Origin of the sequence: Devosia indica (assembly GCF_003056405.1) — a bacterium.
GTDB classification, from domain to species: domain Bacteria; phylum Pseudomonadota; class Alphaproteobacteria; order Rhizobiales; family Devosiaceae; genus Devosia; species Devosia indica.
In genome coordinates, this window is the sequence record NZ_PYVZ01000005.1 from 16,497 (window position 1) to 30,749 (window position 14,253).

Annotated in this window: 19 protein-coding genes and 1 other RNA gene; 2 read left to right on the forward strand and 18 right to left on the reverse strand. The window is 62.4% G+C overall.

Annotated features, from left to right (window positions below; translation table 11 throughout):
- Positions 1 to 204: 204 nt before the first annotated feature.
- From tolB to ruvC, 12 genes are all read right to left on the reverse strand, one after another.
- Positions 205 to 1,515 carry a Tol-Pal system beta propeller repeat protein TolB gene (gene tolB, locus DDE76_RS06485; RefSeq protein ID WP_104893293.1) on the reverse strand — a complete coding sequence of 437 codons (1,311 nt, stop codon included), beginning with the start codon at positions 1,513 to 1,515 and terminating at the stop codon, positions 205 to 207.
- A 67-nt stretch (positions 1,516 to 1,582) separates the two neighbouring features.
- A complete protein-coding gene (locus DDE76_RS19755) occupies positions 1,583 to 2,746 on the reverse strand; it encodes a hypothetical protein (protein WP_198650859.1) in 1,164 nt (387 codons plus the stop codon).
- Between the two features lie 9 nt (positions 2,747 to 2,755).
- Complete coding sequence (locus DDE76_RS06495) at positions 2,756 to 3,193, reverse strand: ExbD/TolR family protein (RefSeq protein ID WP_104893292.1); 438 nt, start codon at positions 3,191 to 3,193, stop codon at positions 2,756 to 2,758.
- A gap of 1 nt (position 3,194) precedes the next feature.
- Positions 3,195 to 3,896 (reverse strand): protein TolQ, encoded by a 702-nt coding sequence (gene tolQ, locus DDE76_RS06500; RefSeq protein WP_104894908.1) that lies wholly within the window; start codon positions 3,894 to 3,896, stop codon positions 3,195 to 3,197.
- 187 nt (positions 3,897 to 4,083) lie between these two features.
- Positions 4,084 to 4,482 carry a tol-pal system-associated acyl-CoA thioesterase gene (gene ybgC, locus DDE76_RS06505; protein WP_104893291.1) on the reverse strand — a complete coding sequence of 133 codons (399 nt, stop codon included), beginning with the start codon at positions 4,480 to 4,482 and terminating at the stop codon, positions 4,084 to 4,086.
- Positions 4,479 to 4,688, reverse strand: coding sequence for a helix-hairpin-helix domain-containing protein (locus DDE76_RS06510; protein WP_104893290.1), 210 nt, complete (start codon positions 4,686 to 4,688; stop codon positions 4,479 to 4,481). The genes ybgC and DDE76_RS06510 overlap by 4 nt, the downstream gene beginning before the upstream one ends.
- The gene (locus DDE76_RS06515; protein WP_104893289.1) at positions 4,685 to 5,185 is read right to left on the reverse strand and encodes an NUDIX hydrolase; all 501 of its coding nucleotides are present in this window, start codon (positions 5,183 to 5,185) and stop codon (positions 4,685 to 4,687) included. Before DDE76_RS06515 ends, DDE76_RS06510 begins: the two co-directional genes overlap by 4 nt.
- Positions 5,182 to 6,219 carry a Holliday junction branch migration DNA helicase RuvB gene (gene ruvB, locus DDE76_RS06520; RefSeq protein ID WP_104893288.1) on the reverse strand — a complete coding sequence of 346 codons (1,038 nt, stop codon included), beginning with the start codon at positions 6,217 to 6,219 and terminating at the stop codon, positions 5,182 to 5,184. The genes DDE76_RS06515 and ruvB overlap by 4 nt, the downstream gene beginning before the upstream one ends.
- Positions 6,216 to 6,614: a type II toxin-antitoxin system VapC family toxin gene (locus tag DDE76_RS06525; RefSeq protein ID WP_104893287.1), complete on the reverse strand. Its 399-nt coding sequence runs from the start codon at positions 6,612 to 6,614 to the stop codon at positions 6,216 to 6,218. Before DDE76_RS06525 ends, ruvB begins: the two co-directional genes overlap by 4 nt.
- Complete coding sequence (locus DDE76_RS06530) at positions 6,611 to 6,895, reverse strand: AbrB/MazE/SpoVT family DNA-binding domain-containing protein (RefSeq protein WP_104893286.1); 285 nt, start codon at positions 6,893 to 6,895, stop codon at positions 6,611 to 6,613. Before DDE76_RS06530 ends, DDE76_RS06525 begins: the two co-directional genes overlap by 4 nt.
- Positions 6,896 to 6,957: 62 nt before the next feature.
- Positions 6,958 to 7,575, reverse strand: a complete 618-nt coding sequence (gene ruvA / locus DDE76_RS06535) for a Holliday junction branch migration protein RuvA (RefSeq protein ID WP_104893285.1) — start codon at positions 7,573 to 7,575, stop codon at positions 6,958 to 6,960.
- Positions 7,572 to 8,078, reverse strand: coding sequence for a crossover junction endodeoxyribonuclease RuvC (ruvC, locus tag DDE76_RS06540; RefSeq protein ID WP_104893284.1), 507 nt, complete (start codon positions 8,076 to 8,078; stop codon positions 7,572 to 7,574). The genes ruvA and ruvC overlap by 4 nt, the downstream gene beginning before the upstream one ends.
- Before the next feature lie 282 nt (positions 8,079 to 8,360).
- Here ruvC and DDE76_RS06545 point away from each other — a divergent pair, with 282 nt between their 5' ends.
- Together DDE76_RS06545 and DDE76_RS06550 are read left to right on the forward strand one after the other, a co-directional pair.
- A complete protein-coding gene (locus tag DDE76_RS06545; RefSeq protein WP_157955687.1) occupies positions 8,361 to 8,990 on the forward strand; it encodes a GGDEF domain-containing protein in 630 nt (209 codons plus the stop codon).
- 64 nt (positions 8,991 to 9,054) lie between these two features.
- Positions 9,055 to 9,834 carry a GGDEF domain-containing protein gene (locus DDE76_RS06550; RefSeq protein WP_104893282.1) on the forward strand — a complete coding sequence of 260 codons (780 nt, stop codon included), beginning with the start codon at positions 9,055 to 9,057 and terminating at the stop codon, positions 9,832 to 9,834.
- A gap of 59 nt (positions 9,835 to 9,893) precedes the next feature.
- Here the strand turns inward: DDE76_RS06550 and DDE76_RS06555 are convergent, their stop codons facing one another.
- From DDE76_RS06555 to DDE76_RS06580, 6 genes are all read right to left on the reverse strand, one after another.
- Positions 9,894 to 10,640 carry a YebC/PmpR family DNA-binding transcriptional regulator gene (locus DDE76_RS06555; protein ID WP_104893281.1) on the reverse strand — a complete coding sequence of 249 codons (747 nt, stop codon included), beginning with the start codon at positions 10,638 to 10,640 and terminating at the stop codon, positions 9,894 to 9,896.
- Positions 10,641 to 10,758: 118 nt separating this feature from the next.
- Positions 10,759 to 12,177, reverse strand: a complete 1,419-nt coding sequence (locus DDE76_RS06560) for an alanine/glycine:cation symporter family protein (RefSeq protein ID WP_104893280.1) — start codon at positions 12,175 to 12,177, stop codon at positions 10,759 to 10,761.
- 170 nt (positions 12,178 to 12,347) lie between these two features.
- Positions 12,348 to 13,163 (reverse strand): TIGR00282 family metallophosphoesterase, encoded by an 816-nt coding sequence (locus DDE76_RS06565; RefSeq protein ID WP_104893279.1) that lies wholly within the window; start codon positions 13,161 to 13,163, stop codon positions 12,348 to 12,350.
- Positions 13,160 to 13,747, reverse strand: a complete 588-nt coding sequence (locus DDE76_RS06570) for a 5-formyltetrahydrofolate cyclo-ligase (protein WP_104893278.1) — start codon at positions 13,745 to 13,747, stop codon at positions 13,160 to 13,162. Before DDE76_RS06570 ends, DDE76_RS06565 begins: the two co-directional genes overlap by 4 nt.
- Before the next feature lie 20 nt (positions 13,748 to 13,767).
- A non-coding RNA gene (ssrS, locus tag DDE76_RS06575) (6S RNA) lies at positions 13,768 to 13,925 on the reverse strand.
- A 38-nt stretch (positions 13,926 to 13,963) separates the two neighbouring features.
- Positions 13,964 to 14,251 (reverse strand): type II toxin-antitoxin system RelE/ParE family toxin, encoded by a 288-nt coding sequence (locus DDE76_RS06580; RefSeq protein ID WP_104893277.1) that lies wholly within the window; start codon positions 14,249 to 14,251, stop codon positions 13,964 to 13,966.
- Positions 14,252 to 14,253 lie beyond the last annotated feature (2 nt).

The window sequence follows — 14,253 nt, forward strand, 5'->3', positions numbered from 1 at the left end:
GCACGGGCTAAAAAGTCGTTATTTTTCATAGGCTTGAGAGCCCATGAACGACTGAAACCGGCCCGCCGGAAAAGAAAAATTTGCGGTGATCCAAACGGCTCGCGCTTGCGTAAAAAGCCCCTTTTCCCACCCAGGTTCCCAGCCCAACAAAAAAATCCCTCCGACCGGCGGAGGGATTTCAGCATGATGCCAATAGGGAGCGATTTAGGTCCTCAGGCCCGACCAGGCCGGGTCCGACGCATAGCTTTCCGTCGGAACGGTCTGGGCCGCTCGCCCCCAGATATCCACGCTCATCAGGCGCGGGCCGTCATTGCCGCCGGGATCCTGGTAGAACATGATCACCCGCCCATTGGGTGCCCAGGTCGGCCCTTCGGCATGATAGCCCGAATAGAGCAGGCGCTCGCCCGAACCATCGGGGTTCATGATGCCGATATGGAACTGCCCACCCGACTGGCGGGTAAAGGCGATCAGATCGCCATTGGGTGACCAGACCGGTGTTGAATAGCTTCCTTGTCCGAAGCTGATGCGCTGGGCATTCCCGCCCCCTGCCCCCATCATGTAGATCTGCGGCGAGCCGCCCCGATCGCTCTCGAAGATGATACGGCTGCCGTCGGCCGAATAGGATGGCGCAGTATCGATCGCCGCGCCCGAGGTGAGCTGCAGAGGTTGTCCGCCGCTGGTCGAGATTGCATAAAGATTGGTGCTACCGCCCTGCTCCACCGAAAACGCCACCGTGCCCCCATCGGGCGAGAAGCGCGGGGCAAAGGTCATCGCCCCCACATTGGCCAGGCGCTGCTGCTGTCCGGTCGAAAGCTGCAGTAGATAAACCTGCGGGTTGCCCTCGGCAAAATTCATATAGGTGACCAGATCCCCATTGGGCGAAAAGCGCGGCGTCAGCGCCATGGTCTGCCCATCGGTGAGATAGCTCACATTGGCCCCGTCCTGGTCCATGATCGCCAGGCGCCGCACGCGATTGGCCTTGGGCCCGCTTTCGGCGACATAGAGTACGCGGGTATCGAAATAGCCCGTGCCCCCCGATAATTGCGAATAGATCGCGTCCGATACCAGATGGCCGATGCGGCGCGCCGAGCTGGGGTCGGTGGCGTAGCTGTTGCCGACAACCTGCGCTGCCTGCTGCGTATCCCAGACCCGCACCGAGGCACTGATCTGCCCGCCGCGCTCCACCGCGCCCATCACCACGCCATCGACGTTGGCCGTGCGCCACATGTTGAAATCGGGGGTGGCATTCACATCGCCCACCGCAACCGGCAGCGAGGCCGGATCGAGCGGCAGGAACAGGCCGGAGCGCCGCAGATTATTGCGCACGATGTCGGCAATTTCGCGCCCAAAGGCCGGGTCCGACGAGGCAAAGTCGGGAATGGCGATGGGCAATGGCTGAAAATTGGCGCCTTCCACCACGATACGCAATTGCGCAAGCGACATCGGGGCGGTGGCCAACAGGGCGCCGCCGGCCAGGCCGAGCTTGAGCGCCGCGCGTCTAGTGAACAGGGTCATCGGTCCTATTATACTCCGGTCTTGCCGTTTGCGCCGCAGTGTGGCCAGCAAACTGGCAAATTCAAGGTCAGGGTCTCAGTTCCACTTCAATGGAACGCCATTGGTCGTAGGAATCGGCAGACAAATTGAACGGTCCGTCCTGCGAAGCTGCCATGACGGCTCGCACGGCGGCGCGGGCAATCTGCCCACCGGCCGGCGACGGGTCTGCCGCCAGGATTTGCGGCGTCCCTGCCAATGTCCCGTCGCGATTCATATTGATCTGCAGCGTCACATTCATCCCGCTATTGAAGTCGCTCGGCAGCAATTGCCAATTATTCTTGATCCGGGCGATCAGCCCGTCGATCTCGTTCTGGCTCAGCCGCGCCGAGGTTCCCGTCGTGTCACCCAGCGTGGGCGAACCGCCCTGCCCGGTGGTCGCGCCGGTGGTCGGGGCATTATTGATGATCGAGGAGATCTCGTCAGCCGTCTCCGAGCTGATTTCGGTCGGCGGAGCCTGTTCCGCAGCCGCAGCCTGACGTTGACGCTCCTCCTCTTCCCGGCGACGCTGCTCTGCGGCCAGTGCCTGCTCACGCACCTGCGCCAGATCGCTCGGACGCGAGGTTGGCAGCGCAACATCCACCTGCGGTGGCGTTGGTTCCGGCTCTGGCTCCGGCTCAGGCTCGGGTTCTGGCTCCGGCAGAGGTTCCGGCTCCGGCTCGGGTTCTGGCTCTGGGACGGGCTCCGGCAAAGGTTCTGGTTCTGGTTCTGGTTCTGGCGCGGGCTCTGGCTCCGGCGGCGGCGCAAGGTCCTCCGGCCGCGTCTGCGGCAGGGTCACCGGCGTTGGTTCTGGCTCAGGCACAGGCTCTGGTTCCGGCGCGGGCGCAGGCTCTGGTTCTGGGGTTGGCTCCGGCTCAGGCGCAGGCTCCGCCTCTGGCGCAGGTGCGGTTTCGGTCACCGGGGCCGGCGTCGGTGTGTCCGCGGGCGAAGGGGTAACCTGGTCCTGCTCGGTATTCCCGGTAGGCTGTGCCAGCTCGGCTGGCGCCTCGCTCTCGACCACCGAAGGCGTATCGGTCTCGACCACCTCGCTGTCGAGCTGCCCCAGGCGGATGTTGGAATATTCCTCGATGGGCACAAGATCGACCGCAATGGACTGCACATTCGGCTGCAACGGCTCGGTCAGTCCCAGATTGACCAGACCCAGCACCAGCAGCAGAACATGAAGCGATATCGATGCGACCAGGCCCGTGCGCATATGCCCGGCCTACCTCTCGCGCTCGGTAACGAGCCCGATCTTGGTATAGCCGGCCGCCGAGAGCAGGCCCATTACCCGCATCACAGTGCCGTAATTTGCGGTAGTGTCGCCGCGCAGATAGATGCGGTCTTCCACCGTCGCCAGCGTGCCCATGGTGGAGACCAGCTCGGCTTCCGCGACCGGCGCTTCATCGACAAAGATCGCCCCCTCGGGCGAGACCGAAACCGTGATCGGCCGCGTCTGGCTCGGTAGTTCATTGGCCGCCGTGCGCGGCAGGTCCACCGGCACGCCCGACGTCATCATGGGCGCGGCCACCATGAAGATGATCAGCAGCACCAGCATGACGTCGACCATCGGCGTCACGTTGATTTCACTCATGACCGCACTGCGCTTGCGGCGCCGACGGCGCCCGCCGCCACCCCCGCCTGATGCGACACCCATGCCCATATCAGCGGCCCCGCGCTTCGAGCTGGCGGGACAGAATGGTCGAGAATTCGTCGGCAAAGCCTTCCAGCCGACCGGTCAGCTTGCCCGCGTCGGAAGACAGCTTGTTATAGGCAATCACCGCCGGAATGGCGGCCACCAGGCCAATGGCGGTCGCAAACAGCGCCTCGGCGATGGGACCCGCCACCACGGCCAGATTTGTGTCCGAAGAGGCCGCAATATTGGTGAAGGCGTTCATGATGCCCCACACCGTGCCAAACAGCCCCACAAAGGGGCCAGCCGACCCCACCGTGGCCAGAAAGCCCAGGCGCTTCTCAAGATACTCGCTTTCCCGCGCAATCGCCACGTCCAGCACCTTGTCCAACCGCTGCTGCATGCCCACGAAGCTGGCTGCATTCTGCTCGTGGCTGCGCTTCCATTCCTTCATGGCCGCAACGAACACCGAACCCAGCCCGCCCGACGGCTTTTCCGCCTGCTGCTGATACAGTTCCTCAAGCGACTGACCCGACCAGAACGTGCGCTCGAACCGGTTCATTTCCGATTGGGCACGCCGATAGGTAATGGTCTTGTCGATGATGATCGCCCAGCACCAGATCGAGGCCGCCAGCAGGCCCAGCATGACCGATTTGACAACGAAGTCGGCGGCCCAGAACAGGCCCCAGATGGAGAGGTCCGCATGCGGAGCGACTGCTCCCACTGCATCCATGGCTTCCATGTCGTGATCCCTTTTGGCCGGCCCGTGCGTATGGCCCCATTGCCGCTGCGATGGGGATGAAATCTGTCAAAATTAAGAGAAATGCCCGCAATTCCGGGCGCAGGGTGGTCCGGCGCGGCGCAAATCTGCCTAAGCGCCATTTATGGTCACCAAAGGGTTAATAAAGAGAGTCCGAGCCCTAGGCGCCGGGCACCAGCCGCGCGCGCAGATGGGCTGGCAGGCGCGCCGGGCCGCCGCTCATTTTGATGGCGACGACGGTCACGCGAGCCGATGTGATTACCTTGTCGTCACGCAAAATTGTCTGGTCCAGCACCAGCCGCACGCCGCCGGCGTTCGCCACTTCCGTCATCACCGTCAGCAGATCGTCGATCCGCGCCGCGGCCACAAACGCGATCTCCATGGACCGCACGGCAAAGGCAATGCCCTGCTCGGCCAGTTCGGCGTGATGCACGCCCAGGTCGCGCAGCAGCTCGGTCCGCCCGCGCTCGAAGAATTTCAAATAGGCCGCGTGATAGACATTGCCCGAAAAGTCGGTGTCCTCGTAATAGATGCGAACGGGAACACAATGCCTTGTCATGGCGCCTTGTAGTCCAGGCCACGCGCCTTCATCGCCGGATCCAGCTCGACAAAGCTCTTCGGGCCTACCCCGTGCAGCGCCGCAACGGCCGTGCGCGTCCACTGCGCCAGATCGGCAAAGGTGAAGATCCCGGCCGCTGCCAGCGCCCGCTGTGCTGGGCGGCTCAGCTTCAGCGTTGCAGCGATGGTGTCGTCTGCCGTACTCATGCCTGCCTCCGCTCGTCATGGGTGATATGGACCAGCCCCGACGGCAAGGCGCGCAGGAACGCCGGCAGCCAGCGCGGCATCAACTGGGCCGTCTCCAGCGCATCCCCCGCCAGCGGCACCCAGTCGAACGAGAGAATATGCCCTTCATCGGGCCGCTGCAGCCAGGGCGAAGACCCGTTCGGTCGCTGCCCGGGCAGTTCGGCCGCATAGAAAAACCCCAGCTCGTGGAAATCCTCATCATCCCGGCGATAGAAGCTTTCCGAGGTCGCGATCATCGCCCCGACAACGGCAGGCATCGCCAGTTCTTCTTCCATCTCGCGCTCCAGGCTCAGCGCGCTCGGCTCGCCCAGCTCGATCCGCCCGCCGGGTAGCATGCAATAGTCATCGTCATCCTCCCGGCATACCAGCACATGCCCATCCACGATGATGATGCCCGCCACGCGAAAATTGAACCGCTGTTCGCCAATGGGAAAGCTGATGACATGGCGGTCATTCATTGCCCGTCCTCCTCGAACAGGCTCGATTGCAGCCCGACAAAACCTTGTGGAACCACCTTGCCCATATGCTGAAAGGCAATCGAGGTCAGCATGCGGCCGCGTGGCGTCCGCTGGATAAAGCCCTGCTGCAGCAAATAGGGCTCGACGATTTCCTCGATGGCGTCCCGCGGCTCGCTCAGCGCCGCCGCGATGGTTTCGATGCCAACCGGCCCGCCATTGTAGAAATCCGCGATCTGGGTGAGGTAGCGCCGGTCGAGCTGGTCCAGCCCGCGCGCGTCCACATCGAGCCGCAACAGGGCTTTGTCTGCCACCGCCCGATTGACCTCGGCCACGCCATCCACCATGGCAAAGTCGATCACCCGGCGCAGCAACCGGCCGGCAATGCGCGGCGTCCCGCGCGAGCGGCGTGCGATTTCCATCGCCCCGTCCGGCGCCATGGCCATGCCCAGCAGCCGCGCGCCGCGGGTCACGATCAGCACCAGTTCCTCGGGCGTATAGAAATTGAGCCGCACCGGAATGCCGAAGCGGTCGCGCAATGGCGTGGTCAGCAGCCCCGCGCGCGTCGTTGCCCCCACCAGCGTAAATTTGGCTAGGTCGATCCGCACCGAGCGCGCCGCCGGTCCCTCCCCAATGATCAGGTCGAGCTGGAAATCCTCCATCGCCGGATAGAGCACTTCTTCGATGGCCGGGTTGAGCCGGTGAATTTCGTCGATGAACAGCACATCGCGCTCTTCGAGATTGGTCAGCAGCGCCGCCAGATCCCCGGCCTTGGCGATCACCGGCCCGGAAGTCGCTCGAAAACCCACGCCCAGCTCCTTGGCGATGATTTGCGCCAGCGTGGTCTTGCCCAGGCCCGGCGGCCCGACAAACAGCACATGGTCCAGCGCCGCCCCACGCTGCTTGGCCGCCTCGATGAACACTTCAAGATTGGCCCGCGCATCCGCCTGTCCGACAAAATCGGAAAAGCCGGAGGGTCGGAGCGAAACGTCCAGATTGTCGTCACGCCCGGAAATCGGGGAAGTCAGATCGGTCACGCGAGAAGTTCCATTCCGGCAATGCGTTTGGCGGCGTTTTTGTCAAAGGTCACGACTTTGCTCGCTCCTGCGGCAACCGCGCTCAACGCGATCAGGCTATCTGCGAGATCGGAACCATGCTCGTGGGCGGTCGACACGGCTGCTTGCACCATGTCTGCGTGCTCGATCTCGATATTTGCGCTTTCGAGTAGCGAGTCGACAGCCGCCAGAATGGCATTGTCATCGAACCCGTAGCTGCGCTTGAGCACCCAGGCCAATTCAATCAGTACGATCGTACCGACAAACGCCGGATTATCCTGCGACAACCCGCTGAGAAGGTGCAGCGCCGCGCTGGTCTGTTCCGGCGCTTCATCGACAAACACCCGCACCAGGACATTGGTATCAACACCGATCATCTGGTCGTCTTGCGCCGGAAACGGTCTGCGGCCTCATCGAGAACGGCCTTGTTCATTTCTTCGATACTGACGCGCCGGCCATTGGGCGGTTTACCGAGCAGACCCGCAAAATCTTCCAGCCGTTTGGTTTTGGCCGTCACGATCAGCACACCGTCCTTCAGCCTCCACCGCAAAGGCGTGCCATCCTTGATCCCGAGAGCATCGCGAACCGACTTCGGTATTGTCGTCTGCCCCTTGCTCGTCACGGATGAGGACGCCTCAAGCTGGGTGATCTCATTCATCTGGAGGACTCCAAATATTCCTTACCAATGCAAATTAGTAAGGAAACTCGTCTCAAACAAGGCTACTGGCTCAATTCCCGCAAGCCCAGCCGGATCAGTTTCTCTGTGGGCGTGTCGTCACCCTCCCGCGCCACCACCCGCGCCAGGGCCGAGGAGGCCTGGGCGCTCGAATAGCCCAGATTGGTCAGGGCGGAGACCGCGTCACTGACGTTGGAGGACGCAACACCGTCGCCCAGCGCGCTTTGCAAGCCCAGCGTACCGGCGTCGATCGCGCCAATGGCCGGCACTTTGCCCTTGAGCTCGGTTACGATGCGCACGGCCAGTTTCGGCCCCACGCCATTGGCCCGCCCGATCATCGCCTTGTCCTGCAGGGCAACTGCGCTCGACAATTCCGAGGGCGAGAGCACCGACAGGATCGCCAGCGCCACCCTGGCGCCTACCCCTTGTACGCTGGTCAGCAGCAGGAACCAGCTCTTTTCCGCCTCATTGGCAAAGCCATAGAGCTTGATGAAATCTTCGCGCACAATGGTCTCGATAAAGACCACCGCCGCCTCCCCCACCCGGGGCAGGGCCTGCAGCGTCCGGCCCGAGCAGAACACCTCGTAGCAAACCCCGCCACAATCGATCAGCACCACATCGTCGCCGAAACTGTCGACCAGACCTTTGAGCTTGCCGATCATGCCAATGCTCCCATACGGCGCGCGGAAACCCGATGATGCGCATGGCAAATCGCCACCGCCAGGGCGTCCGCGGCGTCCGCGCCCTTGACCACCGCCGAGGGCAACAACGTCTTGACCATCAAGCCCACCTGGTTCTTGTCCGCATGCCCAGTCCCGACCACCGACTTCTTGACCAAATTGGTGGCATATTCGGCCACCACCAGCCCCCGCAGCGCCGGCACCACCAGGGTTACCCCGCGCGCCTGCCCCAGGATCAGCGCGGAACGCGGTCCCGAATTGACGAAAGTTTCTTCCACGGCCGCTTCATCGGGCCGATGCAAGTCCAGCACTTGCCCCAGCCCTTCGGCCAGAGCGGCAAGCCGGTCCGCCAGCGCGCCGTCCGTTGGCGGTGTCAGCGTACCGCCCGCCACAAAGCTCAGCCGGTTGTCCACAGCTTCGATGATTCCCCAGCCGCATCGCCGCAGCCCGGGATCGATCCCGATGATTCGCACAGCCCTTGTCATGGTCTTCCTTGTAAAGGCGAGGCCCGACCTTACCAAGCGCCAAGTGAACAAATAGGCAACAAAATGCACCTGCTGGTCCTGTTCCCTAAAGTTTTAGCGTTTCGGCAAACCACCTGTTGAGAGCCGAACTCTACCTTAAAACCGGGAATGCATCGCAACGGGGCGCAAATGTCAGGGGCAAAACTTCGGTTGTCCCGCAGGTCGAAACTGCGGATTTACAGAGTAACCGGGCTTCTGACAGCCATTTCCATTGTTGTTTCGATCGCGACCACCAACTTTATCATGGAAACGTTTTCGGCCGGGATCAACATCCCCGGCCTGATGACGGCAATTGTCATGCCCATGCTGCTGGGCACACCGGCCATTGGCATCATCATGTTCAAGCATGAGCAATTGCGCGCCGCCAATGAGCAATTGCAGCGTCTTGCCGCCACCGATTGGCTGACCGGCTGCCTCAACCGCGGGGCCTTCACCAAACGGGTCAGCCACGCGCTGACCGAGCCGTCTGCCAGCGGCGCCCTGCTCATTCTCGACATTGATCACTTCAAGGCCATCAACGACAATCACGGCCACGACCGGGGTGACGATGCCTTGCGCCTGATCGCCCGCACCTTCACTTCGGTCTGTGGTCCTCAAACCCTTGTGGGCCGCGTTGGCGGCGAGGAGTTCGGGATTTTTCTGCCCGGAGCCAGCGCGGCCGAAGCCAGCAATTGGGCCGAGACCATCCGCAATGCCATTGCGCAACTGACCTTCCGCGCGACCGGCAGCCACTGCCCCCTTTCCGTCAGCGTCGGCGTGGCCACATTTCAGGGTCGCACCGATTTCCGCGCCCTCTACCGCCGCGCCGATGCAGGGCTCTACCGCGCCAAAAGCGCGGGGCGGGATCGTATCGAAATAGCTACTGCCGCCTGACCTGCGTTCTTTTTTCCAAGGGCATGACCATCTGCCTACCCCTTTTCAAACCGAGCTATTTGCAATGCCGCTTTTCAAGACCATCGCAATACCGGGTTTATCCAGCGTGGGACGCTGGACAGTGTTTGGCACCTTGGCCTGTGTCCTCGCCTCGCTCGGTCTGACCTGGCTGATGCTGCTCGACCTTGAGAGCGAGTTGACGCCCCGCATCCTGCTTGCCTCTGCCACGCTGCCCATCCTGATCGGCGCACCGCTCTTTTTCTATTTCAGCCTCAAGCTGCGCGGCCTGGCGATTGCCAATATGCGGCTCGACCGCGTGGCGCGTATCGATGGGCTCACGGCCTGCCTTAATCGCCGGGCCTTCACCGCGCGCGTCAATGCCTGGCTGCAAAATCCCGCCTCCCCCTCCTGCGGCGCGCTGCTGATGATCGACGCCGACAATTTCAAGTCGATCAACGACCTCTACGGCCATGAAAACGGCGACGAAGCGCTTACCATCATCGCCCGCGCCATTCGCTCGGTGTTGCGCAGTGGCGATATGGTCGGCCGCATGGGCGGCGAAGAATTTGCCGTCTTCCTGCCCGGCGTCACCCAGCATCAGGCGCAGATCGTGGCCGAACGCATCCGCATGTCGGTGATCGTGGCCTGCTTCGCGCCCGCCGGAGAGGCACACCCGCTTTCGGTCAGCATTGGCGGCGCCGCCTTTACCGAGACGACAAGCTTCACCGAGCTGTTCCGCATTGCCGATCAGCGGCTCTATGGCGCCAAGCATGCCGGACGCAACGCCGTCGTGGTGGCGGACACCATGGATCATCCCCGGCTCGTCCTCAAGCGCATCGCTTGAACACGTTGGGGCGGCCCATCGGACCGCCCCATAACCCTGGCCTGACCTGAAACGGGCTCTCAGCCTTCGAGCTTGGCCGCCTCTTCTTCGCTCATGTTGAAGTTCGAATAGACGTTCTGCACGTCATCGTCCTCTTCGAGCGTATTGAGCAGCTTCATCAGGGTCGCCCCCTTTTCCGCGTCGATCGGCGTCTCGTTCTGCGGCTTCCAGATCGCTTTCACCGACTCAGCTTCGCCCAGCACCGCTTCGAGCGCCGAAGAGACCTCGGCCATGGTCTCAAAGGTGGTGTAAATGTAGTGGTTCTCGTCATCGCTCTCGACATCGTCGGCCCCGGCCTCGATGGCCGCTTCCATCACCTTGTCTTCCGAGCCGACGGAGGCCGGATAGGTGATTTCGCCAACCCGGTCGAACATGAAGCCGACCGAACCGGTTTCCCCCAGCGCGCCACCATTCTTGGAGAAGTAGGAGCGCACATTGGACGCGGTGCGATTCCGATTGTCGGTCAGCGCCTCGACGATGACGGCAACGCCACCCGGGCCATAACCCTCATAGCGGATCTCGTCATAATTCTCTGCATCGCCGCCAGAGGCCTTCTTGACGGCCCGCTCGATATTGTCCTTGGGCATGGACTGCGCACGGGCATTGGCAATAGCCAGGCGCAGGCGCGGATTGAAGGCCGGGTCGGGCTGTCCCATCTTGGCCGCCACGGTGATTTCGCGGGCCAGCTTGGAAAAGATCTTGGACCGGATGGCGTCGGACTTGCCCTTGCGGTGCATGATGTTTTTGGCGTGGGAATGGCCAGCCATGAAGAACCTCGGATATGCAATTTGCGCTTTTTCGCGCTGCTTATAGGGGGCCGGAGCGCAAAAATAAAGCGCCCGCCCGGTGCTGTACCGGACGGGCGCTCCCAATCCGCCTTGTCGATCAACCCGGATCGTGCTTGTTCCAGATGCTCTGGTCGATCTTGCCGCTGAGTTCAGGATAGTCCGCCGCGTGGAACAGCGGCTCCTTGCCCGCCTTGCGCTGCGCCCGGTAGTCCTTGGTCAGCTTGGCCACCGTGCCCGAGAGCAGGACGATGGCAATGAGGTTGACCGTGGCCATCAGCCCCATCGAGGCATCCGCAGCGTTGAATACCGTCGCCACGCTTTCATAGGCGCCCCAGATCACCATCCCCAGCACGCCCAGCCGCAACACGGTCAGCCCCGGCATATTGCCAATCCTGAGGAAGGTCATGGCATTTTCGGCGTAGGAGTAATTGCCGATGATCGAGGTGAAGGCAAAGAACAGGATCGCAATGGCAATGAAATATTGTCCGGCCCCGCCAATGTGAACCGTCATCGCCGCCTGGGTCAGCGGCGTGCCGGTCAATTCACCGCCGTCCACCATCACGCCCGAAAGCAGGATCATCAGTGCCGTCGCCGTGCAGATCAGGATGGTGTCGATGAACACGCCCAGCGCCTGCACGAAGCCCTGCGAAGACGGATGATGCGGATCGGGCGTCGCCACGGCCGCAATATTGGGCGCCGAACCCATGCCGGCCTCATTGGAAAACAGCCCCCGCTTGACGCCATTGAGCAAGGCCCCGGCCAATCCGCCGCCCGCCGCATCAAGCCCGAAGGCAGATTGCACGATATGGCCCAGCATGCCCGGCACTTCGCCGATATGGATGGCCACCACGTAAAGCGCCACCAGCAGGTAAAGCACCGCCATGAACGGCACGACGATTTCGGCCACCCGCGCGATCTGCCTGATGCCGCCGAAAATCACGATGCCGGTCAGAATGGCCAGCGCCACGCCCACCCAGATTTTCTCGAACCCGAAGGCACCCTGCATGGCATCGGCAATGGAATTGGCCTGCACCGCGTTGAACACCAGCCCGAAGGCAATGATCAGGCAGACCGAAAAGATTGCCCCCGCCCAGGGCGCTTTGAGCCCCTTGGCGATGTAAAAGGCCGGACCGCCGCGATACTCGCCGTTCTCGTTCTTGGTCTTGTAGAGCTGGGCCAGCGTGGATTCGGAATAGGCCGTGGCCATGCCGACCAGCGCCACCATCCACATCCAGAAAATCGCGCCGGGCCCGCCCAGATAGAGGGCCACGGCCACCCCGGCCAGATTGCCGGTGCCCACGCGGGACGCCAGGCTGATGGTCAATGCCTGGAAGGGTGAAATCCCGGCACTGTCACCCTGGCGCGAGCCGGAGACGGCCCTGAACATTTCACCGAAATTGACGAACTGAATAAATCCCAGCCGGATGGTGAAGAACAACCCCACCGCCAGCAGGCCGTAGATGAGGACATAGCCCCAGAAGATATCGTTCAGAAAATTGATGACCGGATCGAGCATGGCCCCACTCCTCGCATGCATGGACGATTGATCGGCACTTCCTGCCGCGTCCGGGGCCCGTTCTTCCGTTTCAGCCAACCGTCAATATATGCGCCCCAGGCACAACATCGTGATCGGAGCCCAATTTGCAGGTTCCGGCAAGGGGGAAATCTGCCGATCAGCGCAGATAGTCAGAAGTCCGGGATGGCCTGTGCCAGCACGCCGCCGACCCTGAGTGGCGCGATCTTGGCGCACCGCCCGGTAGCCGGGTCCGTTTCCACCGCCACGCCACACAAGGTCGCCTCGCCTTCCGATGGCGTGAACCGTCCCCCCGGAATACCGGTGAGAAACCGATTGAGCGGCTCCTCGGTGTCGGTGCCGATAATACTGTCGAAATCGCCGCACATGCCCGCATCGGCCATGAAACCCGTGCCGCCCTTGAGCACGCGATGATCGGCTGTGGGAATATGGGTGTGGGTGCCCACCACCAGCGTCGCCCTGCCGTCGAGATAGTGCCCCATGGCCTGGATTTCCGAGGTTGCCTCGGTATGGAAATCCACGATCACGGCATCGGCCACCTCGCCCAGCGGACAATCGGCAATCGCCGCTTCAACCGCCCGGAACGGGTCGTCGATTGGTGGCATGAACACCCGTCCCAGGGCATTGACCACCAGCACGCGATGGCCCTTGCGGCTCTCCACCAGCATGGCCCCGCGCCCCGGAGTGCCGGGAGGGAAGTTCAGCGGACGGATGAGATTGGGTTCGCGCTCGATATAGCTCAACGCCTCGCGCTGGTCGAAGGCATGGTCGCCAAGCGTGACGATATCGGCCCCGGCATCGCGCAACGCATTATAGTGGTTCTCGATCAGCCCCTTGCCGTGGCTGGCATTCTCGCCATTGACGACGACAAAGTCGAAGCCATGGTCGGCAATCAGCCCCGGCAGGCGTTCGCTCACCGCGTCCCGGCCGGAGCGGCCCATCACATCGCCCAGAAACAGAAATCTCATTCGGGCGCGCCAAAAAAGCGGATGCCCGCCTCGGTAATGACCAGGTCGAGCGGCACGTCATGGGCATCGCGTGGAATATGCGCCAGTTCCTGAGCGGCAAAGGCGAGGCCCACCAGCAAGGGCTTTTTGGGCAAGACAGCCAGCGTCCGGTCATAATAGCCGCCGCCATAGCCGAGCCGTGTGCCCGCATTGTCAAACCCCAGCAGCGGCATCAGTACCAGGTCCGGAACTGAGCGCGGCGCCAGGTCTGACGGCGCTAATGTGCCGAAGCCAGCTTCATAAAGAGGCGCATCGGCCTCCCACACGCGCATGTCGAGCGGCTCGTTGTCGCCCTGCACCACTGGCAGCAGCACCTTCTGCCCGCTATCCATCAGCCGCACCAATATGGCCTGGCAGTCCAGTTCATCCCGAATCCGCCAATAGCCCGCGATCACATAGTCAGGCCCGAAAGCGACCGATTCAAAGAAATGTCCGGCCACCGCCTTGGCCGCGTCGGCACGGTCCTCACTGGAAAGGGCTGCGCGGGCGGCATGTGCCTCCGTCCGCAGCGCGGCCTTTGCCTCTTCGAATGCCTGGTCCGCCATAAGCCCTCTTCACCAACAAATTCGGTGCCGCCCTGGCCGTGGGACTACTGATCCCGGGAACCTACATACGTAGGTGGGCGCCGTATGTCCGAGCCCACGGGCCCGGTCAGGGACAGCTCCCTTAGGATCGATTAAGGCCCCGGGGATATGTGAGTCCTCACGCGCCGGGCAGCGAGACGAGATATAGGCGCATGTTTGAGGCCGTGCAAAGGGCACTCACACTAAATCGGGCCAGTTTTGCAAAGCGTGAACAACGCGGAGAATGACAACGTCATCATTCTCAAGCGTGTAAATAATGTGATGTCGACCACAGGGCATCAGGCGCACCGCCCCCCTCGACGAACTTCGCTCCATGCCCAACATCGGGTTTCTGGCCAGAGTATCGAACATATCGACAATCTTAGCGATATAGTTTCGCGACTGGCGGGTGCCGAACTGATCTATACCCGCGATAGCAATCCACTCCAGATCACGATCAGCAAGTTCGCCAGTTTTCCACGCCATGC

Bases quoted from the DNA above. Each gene is read 5' to 3' on its own strand.
- DDE76_RS06510 (WP_104893290.1), bottom strand. From the start codon at position 4,688: ATGAGTACGGCAGACGACACCATCGCTGCAACGCTGAAGCTGAGCCGC.
- DDE76_RS06525 (WP_104893287.1), bottom strand. From the start codon at position 6,614: ATGATCGGTGTTGATACCAATGTCCTGGTGCGGGTGTTTGTCGATGAA.
- DDE76_RS06515 (WP_104893289.1), bottom strand. From the start codon at position 5,185: ATGAATGACCGCCATGTCATCAGCTTTCCCATTGGCGAACAGCGGTTC.
- tolB (WP_104893293.1), bottom strand. From the start codon at position 1,515: ATGACCCTGTTCACTAGACGCGCGGCGCTCAAGCTCGGCCTGGCCGGC.
- DDE76_RS06555 (WP_104893281.1), bottom strand. From the start codon at position 10,640: ATGGCTGGCCATTCCCACGCCAAAAACATCATGCACCGCAAGGGCAAG.
- DDE76_RS06580 (WP_104893277.1), bottom strand. From the start codon at position 14,251: ATGGCGTGGAAAACTGGCGAACTTGCTGATCGTGATCTGGAGTGGATT.
- DDE76_RS19755 (WP_198650859.1), bottom strand. From the start codon at position 2,746: ATGCGCACGGGCCTGGTCGCATCGATATCGCTTCATGTTCTGCTGCTG.
- DDE76_RS06550 (WP_104893282.1), top strand. From the start codon at position 9,055: ATGCCGCTTTTCAAGACCATCGCAATACCGGGTTTATCCAGCGTGGGA.
- DDE76_RS06570 (WP_104893278.1), bottom strand. From the start codon at position 13,747: ATGGCGGACCAGGCATTCGAAGAGGCAAAGGCCGCGCTGCGGACGGAG.
- tolQ (WP_104894908.1), bottom strand. From the start codon at position 3,896: ATGGATGCAGTGGGAGCAGTCGCTCCGCATGCGGACCTCTCCATCTGG.
- ybgC (WP_104893291.1), bottom strand. From the start codon at position 4,482: ATGACAAGGCATTGTGTTCCCGTTCGCATCTATTACGAGGACACCGAC.
- DDE76_RS06565 (WP_104893279.1), bottom strand. From the start codon at position 13,163: ATGAGATTTCTGTTTCTGGGCGATGTGATGGGCCGCTCCGGCCGGGAC.
- DDE76_RS06545 (WP_157955687.1), top strand. From the start codon at position 8,361: ATGGAAACGTTTTCGGCCGGGATCAACATCCCCGGCCTGATGACGGCA.
- DDE76_RS06495 (WP_104893292.1), bottom strand. From the start codon at position 3,193: ATGGGCATGGGTGTCGCATCAGGCGGGGGTGGCGGCGGGCGCCGTCGG.
- DDE76_RS06560 (WP_104893280.1), bottom strand. From the start codon at position 12,177: ATGCTCGATCCGGTCATCAATTTTCTGAACGATATCTTCTGGGGCTAT.
- ruvC (WP_104893284.1), bottom strand. From the start codon at position 8,078: ATGACAAGGGCTGTGCGAATCATCGGGATCGATCCCGGGCTGCGGCGA.
- ruvA (WP_104893285.1), bottom strand. From the start codon at position 7,575: ATGATCGGCAAGCTCAAAGGTCTGGTCGACAGTTTCGGCGACGATGTG.
- DDE76_RS06530 (WP_104893286.1), bottom strand. From the start codon at position 6,895: ATGAATGAGATCACCCAGCTTGAGGCGTCCTCATCCGTGACGAGCAAG.